This window comes from Streptomyces sp. 840.1, assembly GCF_003751445.1.
In the GTDB taxonomy this organism is placed as follows: domain Bacteria; phylum Actinomycetota; class Actinomycetes; order Streptomycetales; family Streptomycetaceae; genus Streptomyces.
Genome location: NZ_RJUU01000001.1, coordinates 4,799,200 through 4,814,377 on the forward strand (window position 1 = coordinate 4,799,200; position 15,178 = coordinate 4,814,377).

At 72.2% G+C, this 15,178-nt stretch carries 17 protein-coding genes; 10 read left to right on the forward strand and 7 right to left on the reverse strand.

From position 1 onward, the window contains the following. Positions 1–304: 304 nt before the first annotated feature. Both EDD93_RS21905 and EDD93_RS21910 read right to left on the reverse strand, forming a co-directional pair. Positions 305–484: a hypothetical protein gene (locus EDD93_RS21905; RefSeq protein ID WP_123526762.1), complete on the reverse strand. Its 180-nt coding sequence runs from the start codon at positions 482–484 to the stop codon at positions 305–307. Continuing rightward, on the reverse strand, positions 481–720 hold the full coding sequence (locus EDD93_RS21910) for a hypothetical protein (RefSeq protein ID WP_123526763.1): 240 nt from the start codon (positions 718–720) through the stop codon (positions 481–483). Before EDD93_RS21910 ends, EDD93_RS21905 begins: the two co-directional genes overlap by 4 nt. 103 nt (positions 721–823) lie before the next feature. Here EDD93_RS21910 and EDD93_RS21915 point away from each other — a divergent pair, with 103 nt between their 5' ends. The 3 genes from EDD93_RS21915 (at position 824) to EDD93_RS21925 (ending at position 2,890) form a co-directional block, all read left to right on the forward strand. Beyond that, positions 824–1,654: a helix-turn-helix transcriptional regulator gene (locus EDD93_RS21915; RefSeq protein WP_123526764.1), complete on the forward strand. Its 831-nt coding sequence runs from the start codon at positions 824–826 to the stop codon at positions 1,652–1,654. Next, positions 1,651–1,860, forward strand: coding sequence for a DUF397 domain-containing protein (locus EDD93_RS21920; protein ID WP_123526765.1), 210 nt, complete (start codon positions 1,651–1,653; stop codon positions 1,858–1,860). Before EDD93_RS21915 ends, EDD93_RS21920 begins: the two co-directional genes overlap by 4 nt. 472 nt (positions 1,861–2,332) lie before the next feature. After that, positions 2,333–2,890, forward strand: a complete 558-nt coding sequence (locus EDD93_RS21925) for a CGNR zinc finger domain-containing protein (protein ID WP_123526766.1) — start codon at positions 2,333–2,335, stop codon at positions 2,888–2,890. A gap of 36 nt (positions 2,891–2,926) precedes the next feature. Here EDD93_RS21925 and EDD93_RS40290 read toward each other — a convergent pair whose 3' ends face one another. Beyond that, entirely contained in the window at positions 2,927–3,049 is a 123-nt protein-coding gene (locus EDD93_RS40290) for a hypothetical protein (protein ID WP_260255809.1), read from the reverse strand. A gap of 104 nt (positions 3,050–3,153) precedes the next feature. Continuing rightward, the gene (locus EDD93_RS21935) at positions 3,154–4,122 is read right to left on the reverse strand and encodes an SDR family NAD(P)-dependent oxidoreductase (RefSeq protein ID WP_123526767.1); all 969 of its coding nucleotides are present in this window, start codon (positions 4,120–4,122) and stop codon (positions 3,154–3,156) included. A gap of 151 nt (positions 4,123–4,273) precedes the next feature. On the opposite strand from EDD93_RS21935, the gene EDD93_RS21940 reads away from it, so the two are divergent. Then, the gene (locus tag EDD93_RS21940) at positions 4,274–5,140 is read left to right on the forward strand and encodes a helix-turn-helix transcriptional regulator (RefSeq protein ID WP_123526768.1); all 867 of its coding nucleotides are present in this window, start codon (positions 4,274–4,276) and stop codon (positions 5,138–5,140) included. Positions 5,141–5,240: 100 nt separating this feature from the next. Further along, positions 5,241–5,870, forward strand: coding sequence for an alpha-ketoglutarate-dependent dioxygenase AlkB (locus tag EDD93_RS21945; protein WP_123526769.1), 630 nt, complete (start codon positions 5,241–5,243; stop codon positions 5,868–5,870). A 15-nt stretch (positions 5,871–5,885) separates the two neighbouring features. Here the strand turns inward: EDD93_RS21945 and EDD93_RS21950 are convergent, their stop codons facing one another. After that, positions 5,886–6,068, reverse strand: a complete 183-nt coding sequence (locus EDD93_RS21950; RefSeq protein WP_123526770.1) for a hypothetical protein — start codon at positions 6,066–6,068, stop codon at positions 5,886–5,888. Between the two features lie 229 nt (positions 6,069–6,297). Here EDD93_RS21950 and EDD93_RS21955 point away from each other — a divergent pair, with 229 nt between their 5' ends. From EDD93_RS21955 to EDD93_RS21975, 5 genes are all read left to right on the forward strand, one after another. Beyond that, on the forward strand, positions 6,298–7,401 hold the full coding sequence (locus EDD93_RS21955; protein WP_123526771.1) for a LacI family DNA-binding transcriptional regulator: 1,104 nt from the start codon (positions 6,298–6,300) through the stop codon (positions 7,399–7,401). A 70-nt stretch (positions 7,402–7,471) separates the two neighbouring features. After that, positions 7,472–9,085: an FAD-dependent oxidoreductase gene (locus EDD93_RS21960; protein WP_123526772.1), complete on the forward strand. Its 1,614-nt coding sequence runs from the start codon at positions 7,472–7,474 to the stop codon at positions 9,083–9,085. Positions 9,086–9,278: 193 nt separating this feature from the next. Then, complete coding sequence (locus EDD93_RS21965) at positions 9,279–11,408, forward strand: hydantoinase/oxoprolinase family protein (protein WP_123526773.1); 2,130 nt, start codon at positions 9,279–9,281, stop codon at positions 11,406–11,408. Beyond that, the gene (locus EDD93_RS21970; RefSeq protein ID WP_123526774.1) at positions 11,405–12,037 is read left to right on the forward strand and encodes a hypothetical protein; all 633 of its coding nucleotides are present in this window, start codon (positions 11,405–11,407) and stop codon (positions 12,035–12,037) included. Before EDD93_RS21965 ends, EDD93_RS21970 begins: the two co-directional genes overlap by 4 nt. A 4-nt stretch (positions 12,038–12,041) precedes the next feature. Then, complete coding sequence (locus EDD93_RS21975; protein WP_123526775.1) at positions 12,042–13,322, forward strand: TRAP transporter large permease subunit; 1,281 nt, start codon at positions 12,042–12,044, stop codon at positions 13,320–13,322. Between the two features lie 82 nt (positions 13,323–13,404). Here the strand turns inward: EDD93_RS21975 and EDD93_RS21980 are convergent, their stop codons facing one another. Together EDD93_RS21980 and EDD93_RS21985 are read right to left on the reverse strand one after the other, a co-directional pair. Then, complete coding sequence (locus EDD93_RS21980; protein WP_123526776.1) at positions 13,405–14,403, reverse strand: MerR family transcriptional regulator; 999 nt, start codon at positions 14,401–14,403, stop codon at positions 13,405–13,407. 6 nt (positions 14,404–14,409) lie between these two features. After that, on the reverse strand, positions 14,410–15,042 hold the full coding sequence (locus tag EDD93_RS21985; protein ID WP_123526777.1) for a HEAT repeat domain-containing protein: 633 nt from the start codon (positions 15,040–15,042) through the stop codon (positions 14,410–14,412). Positions 15,043–15,178: the final 136 nt, after the last annotated feature.

Sequence of the window (15,178 nt, forward strand, 5' to 3'; positions counted from 1 at the left end):
GGGTCGACCACCGCGAAGACCTCGGGCCCTCCGGCCTCCAGCCGCGCCATCGCCTGGTCCTGCTGCCCGGGATCATCACCCCAGCACCGGAGCGCGTTCAGTACGGCAGAGCTCCGCAGGACGGCGGAGCGCATGTCCCTCCCACCGGAACACGCCGCCCCGCCTCCGAGCCCCTCCGTCAGCCGGAGCGCCTGCCGCCGCAGCCACCGAAGCGCGAGCCGGCGGTTGCGCGCCACGCCCCCGCCCAGTGAAACGGCACGCTGCCCGGTGGTCGCGGTGATCTCCACGAAGTAACCCGGACCGCTCACGCGACCCCGACCCCGTTCCCGTTCTCGATCCCGTCGGGATGGTCGGCGGCGCTATGCCGCCGCCGTAGCACCCGGCAGTCGGTCGCCCTGCTCTCGTCCTTCTCCCGCCGGGCCTCGGCCTCGGCCAGGTCGAAGTCGTGGCAGACCCCGCACTCGGTCTTACTGCTGGAGTTCATGCCACGTCCCCCCGGCTCCGGGCGTTCTCGTACGCGGTACGGGCACGGAGCCGCTCATCGCGCGTGGCCAGCCGTACGTTCTCGGGGTCGGCTTCCCACTCGGGACCCCCGCCGACCGGCCGCAGCGACCAGTACGGACCGGAGACCCCGCGGAACTCCCCGACGCGGTCGTCATGGCCGCTGTCCGCCAAGAGCGTTCCGGCGGGCGGTACATGGGCGAACCTCTGCTCGGGCATGGCCGCACCTCTCTGTAGTCGTTCCACTACCAAGTGCGTTCAGCGTGGCTTAGGATCAGGGTGTCTTCAACTTGCAGTAACTGAACGAGGAGTTGGATGCCGGATGGTCAACCGCAAGGACCTGGAACCGGAAAGGTCGCCCGCAGCGCGCTTCGGCCAGCTTCTTCGTACGTTGCGGGATGAGCGGGGCTGGACGCAGGATGAGCTGGGGGAGCGTATGGGTTGCTCCGGCACGCACATTTCTGCCGTCGAAACTGGTCGCCGCCCTCCAACTCAGCGTTTCGCGAGGAGTGCCGACAAGGCCCTGGGCACGGGAGACCGGCTCGAACGGCAGAGTCGAGCGGTGCGGCACACGGCGCTGCTGGAAGGGTTCCCGGAGTACGTCACGCACGAGGCGCGGGCGGCGGAGATCCGGTTGTACGAAGTCGGTGTCGTTCCCGGGGTACTCCAGACATCGCAGTACGCATCAGCGCTCACTGCGCGTGCCGTTGAGCGAGGCGCGATCACCCCCGAGCAGGGGGAGGAGCGGCTCTCGCTCGTATTGGAGCGGCAGGCAGCGATCATTCGGACTCCACCACCTCTGGTCTTCGTGGTGTTGGACGAAAGCTGCCTGCGGCGGCCTGTCGGCAGCGCCGACATCATGGACGATCAGCTGTCGGCGCTGGCCGAGTTTGCAGCGTTACCGAACAGTGTGCTCCAGGTTGCCCCGTTCGACATGGGAGATCGTCGCCCCCTGAGCTTGCCGCTGTACATCTTGACTATGCAGAACCGATCTCTCGTCTCGTACGCTGAGTCGGCTCTGCGCGGGCAGCTTGAACGGGATAGTAATTCCGTAGTACCTGTGCTGACGGCCTACCATCAACTGCAGGCCGAGGCGCTCTCCCAGGCGGCATCTGTGGCCATGATCGAGCAGTTACGAAAGGGTTCCCCGTGACGATCGAGTCTCCCCGCTGGTTCAAGTCCTCGTACAGCGAGAACGGTGGCGCCTGCGTGGAGGTCGCCATCAATCTCACGGCCTCGCGCGGCGTCGTTCCGGTCCGGGACTCCAAGGACGCGGCGGGTCCGGTCCTGAGCGTCCCGGCCGGTTCGTTCACGTCCTTCATGGCGGGCATCAAGTCTGGCGAGTTCGGCACCGTCTGACCGCTCGGCATCCGCATCGTCCGAGTGCGCCCCGTCCTGCGTCGGCTCAGCAGGGCGGGGCCTCGCGCTTGTTCAGATCGGCTGGTTGCAGCCCGGATCATCCTCCGTGCCGACCGAACGCGTTAACGCGCTGGCGCTACTTCAACGTCACCGCCGGCAGCCTAATGATCGTTTCGTGGTCCGGTGCGTCCACGGAGCGGCCGCCGGTCGGCGGACAGGCTCTTGACTATCTCGCCGTTGACCAGGACGACGAGACAGCCGCAGCCGCCGGTGCAGTACTCGACCTCGCCTTCGGATGTGTGGTGGCGGGATCTGAGCGTCCACCACCGTGTTTCCGCCGGAGTCGGCTCATGGCAGACGGGGCACCGGTCGTCCGGTGCCCTGACCGGGGATGGGGGAGTCATGCCCAATAACATGATGTAAGTGTCTAGAGCAGTTCAACCATTACGACTCTTGATGCTGTAATGCTCCTATGCACTTCGACCATTACGGTGGGGAGGCTGCCCGGCTGGCCGCTGACCTGGTCAACCTGACCGCGCCGCCGCGACCCGAGCACCTCGAACCGCTGCTGGTCGAGCACGGCATTGCGCACCCCGCGCTCACCGCCGCGCAGGCCGAGACGGTCTGGACGTGGAGCAGGCGCCTGGCCACGTGCTTCGGGCGTCAGGATCTTGAGGGGCGGTGCCAGGCCGTCAACACACTGCTCGCAGACGCCTCCAGCAGTCCCCGTATCTCCCTGCATGACGGCCGACCACACCTGCACTACAGCTCGATCGGCGCCGACCCCGCCGCGCACATCCGATCCGTCACCGCGGCCGGACTCGCCTACGTTGTGTGCTCCGCCGACCCCGAACGGCTGGGGCGCTGCGCGCGCCACGACTGCGGTCTGGCGTTCGTCGATACCTCCCGCAACGGCCGACGCGCCTACTGTTCGGTGCGCTGCGCCAACAATGACGCCGTGGCTCGTCACCGCGAACGCCGCGCCGGTGACGCCCAGACGTCAACTGCACGGACGTCGCGCAGGACGTGACTGCTGCCGACGCCGCCGAGTGAGGATCACGAGACGTCACGAGGTCTGCGGGAAAGGCTCGTTGCCGGTCAGGATTGCCAACAGGCGCTCCGGCGCCTCGTCGTACACGGCGTGACCGACCGGCAGTTCGTGCGGCTGGTCCAGCCCCAGCGGCTTCATAGCCGCCTTCACCGGCCTCGTCGGCACCACGCCCGGCCGCTACCGGAACCAGTGACTTCTCTGCGAATACAGCCAGGCAGAAATCGGGCACCGGGCCGCTCGGCCTATCGCGGTGAACCGTTCGTCATGTCTCCCGAGGACGGGTTCGCCCTGGCTGCGTACGCTGCCGTGAACCGCTCGGCGGCCTCCCAGAGCTCGCCTTCGCGCTGCGGGTCGTAGGACTCCTGCGACGAGCGGTCCGCACGGCTGCGGTCCACGTAGGAGCCGGTCGGCGCCCGGGTCGCGCCGAGGACGACGTCGGCAAGGTAGCGGCCCGCAGCGCTGCGGCCGGTGGCGAACGGGGTGAGGGCCATCACCGGCATGATGCGGCGCATCGCGAACCGGGAGAGGGGCCCCGCGTTGCGGGCGAGGCCGGTACCGGGGACGAACCCCGGGTTGTAGGCGACGGCGTCCACCCCGGCCGGCAGCCGGCGTGCGTACTCGTGGACCAGGTAGATCGCGGCCAGCTTGCTCGTCGAGTACGCGGTGCGCCCGCCGGCCGCGGTGTCCGGCTCGGGGAAGGCGCCCGTGCGGGCGAGGATGTCCGGGGCCTTCCAGGCCGGCCCGGGGACCATGCCCATGTTGTGCCTGAAGTCGCCGAAGTGGGTGTCGCTGGCGGTGATCACGATCCGGGCGGGTGCGGTGAAGCGGTCCTGGAGCAGCCGGACGAACAGGTGGTTGGCGAGTACGTTGACGGCGAAGGTGGCCTCGAATCCGTCGGGCCCTTCGGTCAGCGCGTTCGTGCACTGCATGCCCGCGTTGCCCACGAACCCGCGCAGCGGCGGCAGGTCACCGCGGTCGAGCCGGTCGCGGATCTCGTCGGCTGCCGAGCGGACGTCGGCCAGCGAGCCGAGGTCGGCCGGGACGTGCGAGATCGTGTGCCCGGCCGCGCCGATCTCCTCGGTGAGCCGGGCGCCGGCGGAGCCACGGGTCACGGCCAGGAGGTGGGTGTCCGGCGACCGGCGCAGGATGTGCTGCGCGGCGATGCGGCCGATCCCGCGGCTCGCGCCCGTCATCACGATGGTGTGCTTCATGGAAGGCTCCTCAACCGGTGAACCGATGGCGCCCGGCTTTCCGGGCGCATCTCCACGTTGGCCGCCTGCGCCACCGGCAACCAGTGCCGTCCCGGTCACCAGGACTGGCAGTACCCAGGCTGATGCGGCGCCTGGCCGCGAGAATGGACCCATGGTTTCCAACCGCTCCGGCTTCGCCGTACTCCTGCGCGCCTGGCGCGACCGGCTGTCCCCGGCCGACGCGGGCTTCACGATGACGGACGGCCGTCGTGCCCCCGGACTGCGCCGTGAGGAGCTCGCACAGCTGGCCGGGCTCTCCGTCGACTACGTCCTGCGCCTGGAACAGGGCCGCGCGAAGAACCCCTCGGCCCAGGTCGTCGGCGCGCTCTCCCGGGCCCTTCAGCTCTCCCGCGCCGAGCGCGACCAGCTGTACCGGGGCGCCGGGCTCCTGCCGCCCCAGGACGGGACGGTCGGCGTCCATGTGCCCCCGGGCATCCAGCGGCTCGCCGCGCGCTTGGGCGATGTACCGATCGGGGTGTTCACCGCCGACTGGTCCCTGGTGTGGTGGAACACCACGTGGAGCGCCCTGCACGGCGACCCCGCCGTCCTCCCGGCCGTCGAACGCAACCTCGCCCGTGCACTCTTCGGCAACGGCGCCGCGCACGCCTCGATGCGTCCTGTCCGGTCCGAGCGCGGGGAGGACGCCTTCGCGGAGTCGATCGTCGCCGACCTCAAGGACGCCGTGTCCCGCTACCCCGGGGACGCCCAGCTCGACCGTCTCGTTCAGGAAATGCGCGAAGCTTCGGCTGTCTTCGCCCGCCTCTGGTCCACACGGACTGCCGCCGCCCAGCACGCGACGGAGCGCAAGACGATCCGGCATCCGGAGGTCGGCGACATCCTGCTCGACTGCGATGTCCTGATCGTCCCCGGCGCAGACCTCCGCATGGTCACCTACACGGCAGCGACCGGCAGCAGCGACGCGGGGAAGCTGGACCTTCTCCGCGTCACAGGTGGCCGTACCGCCGCCGCGGGCCTCTGACCGGCGGCCGCTGAGCGGGTGCGCCGCACCGCGCGAGCGTTCCGACGGGCGGTCGGGCGTCCAGGTGGGCACATGTGTTCGATTCACGTACGCTGGAGACATGGCCACGCACCAGCTCCAGGGATCGCTCTTCGACCAGGGCGACGACGTGCGCCTGGGCCCGCTGGCCGGGGTGCGCAGGACGGTCCTCGGGGACGGGGCCTGGATCGACCTGCTGCCGGGGTGGCTCAGTGGTGCCGGGGTCCTGTTCGAACGGCTGGCCGCAGACGTTCCGTGGAAGGCGGAGCGGCGGGAAATGTACGAGAGGGTCGTGGACGTGCCCCGGCTGCTCGCCTTCTACGGGGCCGGTGAACCGCTGCCGCACCCCGTTCTCGACGAGGCGCGACGGGCGCTGAACGCGCACTACGCCGCCGAACTCGGTGAGGAGTTCGCCACGGCCGGCCTGTGCCACTACCGCGACGGGCGCGACAGTGTGGCCTGGCACGGCGACCGCATCGGGCGGGGAGCCCGCGAGGACACGATGGTCGCCATCCTCTCCGTCGGTACCCCGCGTGACCTGCTGCTGCGCCCGGTGGGCGGTGGCGGGACCGTGCGCCGCCCGCTGGGGCACGGCGACCTGATCGTGATGGGCGGCTCGTGCCAGCGGACCTGGGAGCACGCCATCCCCAAGTCGGCCCGGACCGCCGGAGGGCGTATCAGCGTCCAGTTCCGGCCGCACGGGGTGCGGTAACCGGCCCCGAAGGGCTCAGAAGGGCCCCATGTTCTGCCGCTGGGCGTTCCCCGTGCCCAGCCCCTGCGCCAGGCCCTGGTCCGCCGCGCCGCGCTCCAGCGCGCCGCGTTCCCCCGAGCCGCCTCGGCGCCGAAGCGCGATCAGGCAGCCGCCGATGGCTGCCACGAGTACGACCACTGTGGCTACGACAAAGATCATGTGTCCCCCGTATGTCCGACGGAACCCTGGTGCCGGTTCAGCACTGACACGCATTGTCCTGCGCCGCCCGTCGCCAGGGAACCCCGATTCGGGCCAGGCGTCCCGGCCCGGACACCGGCCGCCGAGGGCCGAAGAAGTCCTGCGCGAACCCTTGACCGCTGCGATGCCGAGGTTCACAGTACTCGTTAATGCGCATTAGTAATACGCATTAACGATCCGGAGGCACACCGTGGAAGAACCCAAGCAGCGGGCCCGGCCGGGCCGGGCCCCCTCGCCCGGGGGCCGTACGTCCCGACCTCGGCAGGCCGAGGTCGCGCGCCTCGCCGGGGTCTCGCAGGCCACGGTCTCGCTGGTCCTCGGGGCGCGGAAACAGGGCGCGACGATCTCCGAGGAGACACGGCGCAAGGTGCTCGACGCGGTGCGCACGCTCGGGTACGTGCCCGATCCGGCGGCCAGCCGGCTGGCCGCCGCGCGCAACAACCTGCTCGGGGTCTTCAGCTTCACCTCCACGTTCCCGACCGACGTGCAGCACTCGTACTACCCGTTCCTCGTCGGCGTCGAGCAGGAGGCCGCCGCCCGGGGCTACGACCTGGTGCTCTTCACCGGCTCCAGCACGGGCGGCGCCGGGGCCGCCGGGCCCCACGCGCTCAACCGGGTACGGCTCGCCGACGGCTGCCTGTTCCTCGGGCGCCACGCACCGGCGGACGAGCTGCTGCGCCTGGTGGCCGACGGGTTCCCGGTCGTCCACCTGGGCCGCAGGGACGAGCTGGAGGGACTCGCCTGGGTCGGCGCCGACTACATCAGCGCCAGCCGGGAGGTCGTGGCGCACCTCGCCTCCCTCGGGCACCGCCGCATCGTGCTCGTACGCGAGAACGACGACGCCCCCGCGTCCACCGACCGCGAGCACGGCTTCCTCAAGGGCCTGGAGGAGGCGGGGCTGCCCGGCGGCCCCGGGGCCGTCTTCCGTTCCGCCGACCCGGAGCGCGAGCTCACCGCGGAACGGCTGCGCGGCTGGCTCGACGACGGGGTGACGGCCTTCGTCGCGGAGGAGACCGACACCGGCGACGCCTGGCGCGCCCTGCACGGCGCCGCGCACTTCGTCGGCATCGACTGCCCGCGTGACGCCTCGCTCGCCGTGCTCGGCAGCCCACCACCGGATCTGGCGGACGGTGCGCCCATCACCGGATTCGACATCCCCCGGCCGCAGCTGGGCGCGGCCGCCGTGCGCATGCTCGCCGCGCTGGTGGCCGGCGACGAGGCGACGGAACCCCTCGTGGCCTGCACCTTCCGCGCCGGCTCGACGGCGGGACCGCCGCCCGCCGGCCACCCATGATCCCCTCCCGCCCGCAGCAACGCCTCAACGCCTCAACGCACTGAGCACACACAGCACTTCAAGGAGAACCGTGATACCCGAACCCGACATCCTCGTCGTGGGCGCCGGTCTCGGCGGCATCGCCGCCGCACTCGCCGCCTGCCGGGCGGGGCGCACCGTCGTCCTCACCGAGGAGACGGACTGGATCGGCGGCCAGCTCACCTCGCAGGCGGTCCCGCCGGACGAGCACCCATGGGTCGAGGAGTTCGGGACCACCGCCTCGTACCGCGCCCTGCGCGAGTCCATCAGGGACCACTACCGCCGCTGGTACCCGCTGCGCTCCGAGGCCCTCGCGCTCACCAGCCTCAACCCCGGGGCCGGCCGCGTCAGCAAGCTCTGCCACGAGCCGCGCGTCGCCCTCGCCGTCCTGGACGCGATGCTCGCACCGCACCGCTCCGCCGGCCGGCTGACCCTGCTGACCGAGCACCGGCCGGTCGCCGCCGACGCGGGCGACGACGACACCGTGCGGTCCGTCACGCTGGAGGACATCCGCACCGGCAACCGCCGTACGGTCGGGGCGCGTTACGTCATCGACGCCACCGAGACCGGCGAACTGCTCGAACTCGCCGGGGTGGAGCACGCGATCGGCGCCGAGGCGCGCGCCGAGTTCGGCGAACCGCACGCCCCCGAGCAGGCCCAGCCCCTCAACCAGCAGGGCATCACCGTGTGCTTCGCGCTCTCCCACCACGAGGGCGAGGACCACACCATCGAGCGGCCGGCCGACTACGACTTCTGGCGCGGCTACCGGCCCGACTTCTGGCCGGGCCCGCTGCTCGGCTTCCTCGCCCCCGACCCCCGCAGCCTGGAAGCCGTACCGCGCACCTTCGTGCCCAACCCGGACCTCGACCCGCTCGACGTCAACGCGGACCAGTCCGCCGACGCGGGCGACAAGGAACTCTTCGGCTTCCGCCGCATCCTGGCCCGCAAGCTGCACCGGCCCGGCGCCTTCGACTCCGACATCACCCTGGTCAACTGGCCGCTCAACGACTACTGGCTCAAGCCCCTGATCGGCGCGGGCGAGGAGACCTCGGCCGCCGCCCTGGCCGAGGCCCGCCAGCTCTCCCTGTCGGTGCTGTACTGGCTCCAGACCGAGGCGCCGCGCGCCGACGGCGGCCGGGGATTCCCCGGGCTGCGGCTGCGGCCCGACATCACCGGGACGTCCGACGGGCTCGCCAAGGCCCCGTACGTCCGCGAGTCGCGCCGCATCAAGGCCGTCACCACCGTCACCGAACACGACGTGTCCATCGACATCGTCGGCCCGTACGGCGGCACCCGGTACCGGGACTCCGTCGGCGTCGGCAACTACCGCATCGACCTGCACCCCTCCACCGGGGGCGACAACTACATCGACATCGGGTCGGTGCCGTTCGAGATCCCGCTCGGCGCGCTGATCCCGCGCCGGGTCCGCAACCTGCTGCCCGCCGGAAAGAACATCGGCACCACCCACATCACCAACGGCTGCTACCGGCTCCACCCGGTGGAATGGAACATCGGCGAGGTCGCCGGCTCCCTCGCGGCGCACTGCGTCGCCGAGAGCGTCGAGCCGCACCGGGTCCAGGCCGAGGACAAGCGGTTCGACGCGTTCGCCCGGCTGCTGGAGCGCGAGGGCGTCCAGCGCCACTGGCCCGACGTACGCGGCTACTGACCCCCCGTCACCACCTGACGGACCGACACACCCCGCTCCACCGCACGGCCCCGCTCCACCGCACGGCCCCCGGGCGACCGCGGAGCGCCGGGCGGGCGCAGCTCCACCTGTACCCGCCCGGCCCAGGGCTCCCGTAACGCCGACCGGCCCTGCCGCCCTCGCCCTGCCCACCCGCACAAGGAGGTGCCCAGCCATGAACACCCACCGCATCCGCGTCGGCATCGACGTGGGCGGAACCTTCACCGATGCCGTGGCCGTCGACGCCACGACCCTGCTTCTGCTGGGGCAGGTGAAGGTTCCCACCAGCCACCACCACGAGGACGGTGTCGCCCACGGCATCGTCGAGGCTCTCGACCGCCTGCTGGAACAGACCGGCCACACCCCGCAGGACGTGACCTTCCTCGCCCACGGCACCACACAGGCTACCAACGCGCTGCTGGAGGGCGACGTCGCCACCGTCGGCCTGATCGGCATCGGCGCAGGTCCGAGCGCATCGCTCACCCGCCGGCTCGCCGCCTTCCGCAAGCTGGAACTCACCCCGGGCAAGCGGCTCCCGCTCGTCTACGCCCATGTGGCCGACCCGGACGACGCCCCCGCCGTGCGCGCCGCCCTGGACGCGGTCGTGCGGGAGGGCGCCGAAGTGGTCGTCGCCAGCCAGCCGTTCAGCGTCGACCGGCCCGAGGGCGAGGAGGCCGTCGTCGCCGCCGCCGGGGAACTGGGGCTGCCGACGACCGCCGCGCACGACATCACCTCGCTGTACGGGCTCCACAAGCGGACCCGGACCGCCGTGGTGAACGCCGCGATCCTGCCGCGCATGCTCGCCACCGCCGACCTCGTCGACGCCTCCATCACCAAGGCGGGCGTGAGCGCGCCGCTGATGGTGATGCGCTGCGACGGCGGGGTGATGTCGCTCGACGAGATGCGGCGCAGACCGCTGCTGACGGTGCTGTCGGGACCCGCGGCGGGCGTCGCCGGGGCGCTCATGCAGGAACGCATCAGCGAGGGCCTGTTCCTGGAGACGGGCGGAACGTCCACGGACATCAGCGTCGTGCGGCGCGGCAAGGTCGCCGTCCGGCACGCCACGATCCTCGGCCGCAGCTCGTACCTGTCGGCGCTCGACGTGCGGACCGTCGGAGTCGGCGGCGGGTCGATGGTCCGGGTCTCCGGCGGCACGGTCACCGGCGCCGGACCGCGCAGCGCGCACATCGCGGGGCTCGCGTACGCCTGCTTCGCGAGCGCGCAGGACCTGCGGGGCGCCGAGGTCGCCCTGATCCGGCCGATGGCGGACGACCCGGCCGACTACGTGGTGCTCGACGCCGCGGGCGGCCGCTTCGCGATCACCATGACCTGCGCCGCGAACGCCCTGGGCCGGGTGCCCGAGGGGGACTTCGCGCAGTGCGACCGGGCCGTCGCCGAGGCCGCGATCGCCCCGCTGGCCGCCCTGCTCGGCACGGACGTCGCCACGGCGGCGACGAAGATCCTGGACGCGGGCACCGGCCAGGTCAGGGCGGTGGTCGACACGATGATGCGCGACTACCGCCTGGACAAGGACACCGCGGTGCTCGTCGGCGGGGGCGGTGGCGCCGCCGCCGTCACACCGCACCTCGCGGCCGTCACCGGACAGGAGGGCCGCATCGCCCGGCACAACGAGGTCATCAGCCCCATCGGCGTGGCCCTCGCCCTCATCCGGGAGCAGGTCGAGCGCATCATCCCGGGGGCCGGCCAGGAGCAGATCCTCGCCGTGCGCGCCGAGGCCGAGGCCGCCGTCGTCGCCCAGGGCGCCGCGGCGGACGGGGTGGAGGTGGAGGTCACCGTCGATCCGCAGACCAGCACCGTGCGGGCCGTCGCGACCGGCGCCACCGAACTGCGTACGCAGGACCGGGCCCACCGCGCCGGTGAGACGGACCGGCTGCGCGCCGCCGCCGACAGCCTCAGGACCGATCCGGCGTCCGTGACCGTGCTCGCGGGCACCCCCGCCCACACCGTGTACGGCACCGAGGTGCACCGCAGGTTCCGCCCGGACCTGCACCCGGTGCGGGTCGTCGACGCGGACGGCGTCGTACGGCTCCACGCGCCGGACGCCCGGGTCGAGACCACCACGGTGGGCCGGGCGCCCGAGGTCCTCGCGGGGCTGGTGAAGGAGGCGACGTCGTACGGCGACGGCGGCGTCCGCGCCCCGGCGCTGCGGCTGCTGCTCGGCTCCCGGATAGCGGACCTGTCCGGGGTGCTCGACCCGCAGCCGCTGCTCGCGCTCGCCCGCAGCGAACTGAGCTCGCGCGCTGCCGACGAACCGGTCGTCGCCGTCGTGGAGGTCCGGTCATGACGGCCGTCCTGCCCGGCCGGGCCGTGCTCACGGAGATCGAGGCGCTCGCGGAGTGCGACGACGTCGAGTTCGGCGTACGGCTGCTGGCGAACACCCCCACGCACGAGGGCCGCGACCCGGAGCTGCTGCGCCGATGGGCGCGCAGGGCCGAGGAGTTCGGCGCGGCGCTGGCGCCCACCGCGTCCACGGCCCGGATCGTGGAGAGCGACGGCGGCCTGGCGAAGGGCCTGCTCGCCCGCTACACCTCCCGGCCGACCCCGGCCGTCGAGCTCTTCACCGACACCCTGGCGCTCGCCGAGGAGCTGACCGACCGGCTCGGCTGGCGCCACTGGTTCCCGGCCGGTTCGCTACGGGCGGCGGCGATCGCGCACGAGGCCGTGCACGAGCAACTGCACCACGGGCCCGCGAAGAAGGCCCTGAAGCGCGAACTGAACCACGTCGTGCTGCGCGCGGGGCGCCACACCCTGTACGGCCATGTCGCCGGGGCCGACGAGATCGCCGCCCACGCCCACGCCCGCGCCGCCTGCGGCCTGGGACGCAGCCCGCTCCTGCTCACGGCCGCCCTGGCCACCGCGGCCGAGCCGCAGCACGGATCCCCGCACGGATCCCCGCACGGAAGAGAGAAGTAACGCCATGGGCGTCGTCATCCTTCTTGTCATGGCGGCCGGTGTCGCCGCGATGCTCACCCGCAGGCTGCCCACCGCCTTCGCGCTCGTCATCCTCGGCGTCGTCATCGCCCTCGTCGCGGGAGCCCCGGCGACAGGCGAGAACAGCGTCCTGGACACGGTCGTGCAGAACGGCGCGCCGATGCTCGCCGCCACGATGATCGCGATCCTGCTCGGCTCCTGGCTGGGCAGGCTGCTCGACGAGACCGGCATCGCCGGCACCCTCGTCCGCAAGATCGTCGAGTTCGGCGGGGACCGGCCGGTCGTGGTCGCCCTCGGCGTCCTCGCCGTCTCCACCCTCGTCGGCACGGTCACCGGCTCGGCCCCCGCGGCGATGCTGGCCGGCATCATCGGCATCCCCGCGATGATCGCCGTCGGCATTCCCAAGGTCACTGCGGCCGGGACGATCCTGATGGGCATCGCCGCCGGAATGCCCTTCGAACTGCCCATCTGGCAGTTCTTCTCCACCGCGCTCGAACTGCCCGTCGACACGGTCCGGGGCTTCATGATGAAGCTGTTCCCGTTCGCGCTGGCCGCCGCCGTCCTCTTCGTCCTCATCGAGACCCGGCGACGGGGGGTCGAGCACGCGTGGTCCCTCAAGTCGGCCTCCGCGAAGCCCGACTCCCGGCGCAAGCAGCTCGGTGACGCGCCCTGGTACGCGCTGCTCACCCCGCTCGTCCCGCTCGTCCTCGCGCTCGGCTTCGACGTCGCGATCCTGCCGTCGATGCTGGCCGGTGTCCTGTACGCGCTGGTCACCACCACCCGGCCGCGTGACATGAACAAGCGGCTGCTGCGCACGCTGTACGGCGCGTTCGAGGTCGCGGCGGCACCGATCGTGCTGTTCGTCGCCATCGGCATCCTCCTCGCCGCGGTGAAGCTGCCCGGCGCGGTGGAGTCCCTGGAACCGCTGGTGAAGGCCGTCAGCCCGCAGAACCCGGTGCTGTTCGTCGTGGTGTTCACCGTGCTGGTGCCGCTCTGCCTGTACCGGGGGCCGCTGAACGTCTACGGGCTCGGCGCGGGTATCGCCGGTGTCCTCATCGCGGCAGGCATCTACCCGGCCGTCGCGGTCCTCGGCCTCGCCACCTCGTACAACCAGGTCTTCGGGGTGTCGGACCCCACCAGTACGCAGACCGTCTGGAGCGCGCAGTACGCCGGGGTGACACCCCAGCAGGTGATGCTGCGGACCCTGCCGTACGTCTGGGCCGTGGCGCTGGGCGGATTCTGTGTGACCGCCGCCAGTTACCTGTGACCGTGCGCCGGGGGCGTGGTTGCGGCCGCGCCCCCGGCACCGGCCGGCCATCCTTCCGGTACCGGTCCGGGCCGCGCACCGGTCAGTGTTCGTCGCGCAGTCGGAGCAGGTACGCCGCGGTCAGGGCGACGGCACGGTCCTCGTCCCGCGCCAGCTCCACCAGGGCGCGGGAAGCCCTCGCCCCGGGAACGCTTCCCAGCGCCTGGGTCAGGCGTCCGCGTGCGGGGGCCCTCGTGGTGTCCTCGGCGAGGCGGTCGGCGATCCCGGCGGCGATCCGGTCCGCCGCCGGGGCGTCGCGCGCCAGCACGCCGAGCGCGTCGGCGGCGCCGGTGTCGTTCCTTCCCGCCACGACCATGTCGATGAGCGTCGGGATCGCGTCACTCGCGCCCCGGGCGCCGAGCGCCGGCGCCGCATGTCCCCGGACCACCGCGTCGGGGCTGTCGAGGGCGTCGCGCAGCCGAGCGGCGGCCTCCTCGCCGGGCATCTCGGCGAGGGACTGAACGGCGCGCTCCCGCACGGCGGCCACGGGTGAGCCGAGGCCCTGCGCCAGCAGTGCCGCGCCCCGGTCGCCGGACCGTGCCAGCGCCCAGCGAATGGCTCCGGCGACGTTCGGTTCCGTCTCGCTCAGTGCCGCCTCCACCAGGGCCTCCACCGGGACCTCGTCGCCCGAGGAGAGGGCGGCGCGCTGGCGGGCGTCGGCGCTCTTCGACCCCAGCGCCCGCAGGAGGGCCACGACCTGGAGGACGTCGTCCCAGCCGGCGGGGTCCGAGGCGTCGACCCGGCTCAGCAGCGTGAGCAGTTCGGTCTCCGCCGCGATGCGTTCGCGCGTCTGGCGGACGAGGTCGTCGACGAGCAGCGAGGGCGTGAAGCCCGGGTCGTCGAGTGCCCGCCCGATCTCGCGCAGCGACAGCCCCAGCGACCGCAGGCTCTCGATGTGGAAGACCCGGCGGATGTCCTGCCCGGAGTACTCCCGGTAGCCGGAGCCGGTGCGGCCCGAAGGACTCACCAGACCGAGGGACTCGTAGTGCCGGAGCATCCGGGCACTGACCCCGGACCGCCGGGCCACCTCACCGATCAGCACGCCCCATCATCCCTCCTGGCCGTACCCGCCGAGGGCCACGACGCGTTTCGCCTCCTCGATCGCGAACTCGAACCCGGCGTCCGGGTCGCCCAGTAGCCGCCGGGTGGCGATCGCGTGCGCCCGCACACCCGGTTCCGCGACGCCGGCCGCGGTGTCCAGGGCCGGCGCGGCCGCTTCCCCCAGTCCGGCCAGCGCCCGGCTGAGGCTCAGCTGCGTCTCCCGCCCACCGCGCCCGAGCTGCGTCGCCAGCACCTGGGCCAGCGCGGACTTCCCGCCCTCCGGCACGAGCACGACCGCGGCCCGCCAAGCGGTCCGCGCCACCTCGTCGTCGGCGTCGCACAGGAGCGTCGGGGTGATGGCCGGCCACGCCTGCGGGTCCCCGATCTTGGACAGGGTGTGCAGCGCCTGACTCCGCGCCCGCGCCCGCTCCGAGTGGAGTTCGCGCAGCACCCGGGGAAGCGTCAGGGCTGCCGGGTGGCGGGTGAGTGCCCAGGTCAGCATGTCGCGCACGAGGAACTCGGGCTCGACCGCGCACCGTTCGACGAGCTTGTCGACGAAGACCGGATCGGGCGTCGTACCGACCGCGAGGGCCGCCCGCAGCCGGACGGACGAACGGTCGTCCTCCAGAGCGCGAAGCATCCGTGCCGAATCTGAACCCGTAGCCGTAGTCGTATCCGAATCCGCGCTCGTACCCGTACCCGTACTCGTACTCGTACCCGTACCCGTACCCGTACCCGTACTCGTGCCCGGGTCCGTGCCCTGCCTTGTGATCGCC

Coding starts and splice junctions, on each gene's coding strand:
- EDD93_RS21915 (WP_123526764.1), top strand. CDS start 824: ATGGTCAACCGCAAGGACCTGGAACCGGAAAGGTCGCCCGCAGCGCGC.
- EDD93_RS21945 (WP_123526769.1), top strand. CDS start 5,241: ATGGCCACGCACCAGCTCCAGGGATCGCTCTTCGACCAGGGCGACGAC.
- EDD93_RS21905 (WP_123526762.1), bottom strand. CDS start 484: ATGAACTCCAGCAGTAAGACCGAGTGCGGGGTCTGCCACGACTTCGAC.
- EDD93_RS21985 (WP_123526777.1), bottom strand. CDS start 15,042: ATGCTTCGCGCTCTGGAGGACGACCGTTCGTCCGTCCGGCTGCGGGCG.
- EDD93_RS40290 (WP_260255809.1), bottom strand. CDS start 3,049: ATGAAGCCGCTGGGGCTGGACCAGCCGCACGAACTGCCGGTCGGTCAC.
- EDD93_RS21965 (WP_123526773.1), top strand. CDS start 9,279: ATGAACACCCACCGCATCCGCGTCGGCATCGACGTGGGCGGAACCTTC.
- EDD93_RS21940 (WP_123526768.1), top strand. CDS start 4,274: ATGGTTTCCAACCGCTCCGGCTTCGCCGTACTCCTGCGCGCCTGGCGC.
- EDD93_RS21950 (WP_123526770.1), bottom strand. CDS start 6,068: ATGATCTTTGTCGTAGCCACAGTGGTCGTACTCGTGGCAGCCATCGGC.
- EDD93_RS21935 (WP_123526767.1), bottom strand. CDS start 4,122: ATGAAGCACACCATCGTGATGACGGGCGCGAGCCGCGGGATCGGCCGC.
- EDD93_RS21910 (WP_123526763.1), bottom strand. CDS start 720: ATGCCCGAGCAGAGGTTCGCCCATGTACCGCCCGCCGGAACGCTCTTG.
- EDD93_RS21925 (WP_123526766.1), top strand. CDS start 2,333: ATGCACTTCGACCATTACGGTGGGGAGGCTGCCCGGCTGGCCGCTGAC.
- EDD93_RS21970 (WP_123526774.1), top strand. CDS start 11,405: ATGACGGCCGTCCTGCCCGGCCGGGCCGTGCTCACGGAGATCGAGGCG.
- EDD93_RS21975 (WP_123526775.1), top strand. CDS start 12,042: ATGGGCGTCGTCATCCTTCTTGTCATGGCGGCCGGTGTCGCCGCGATG.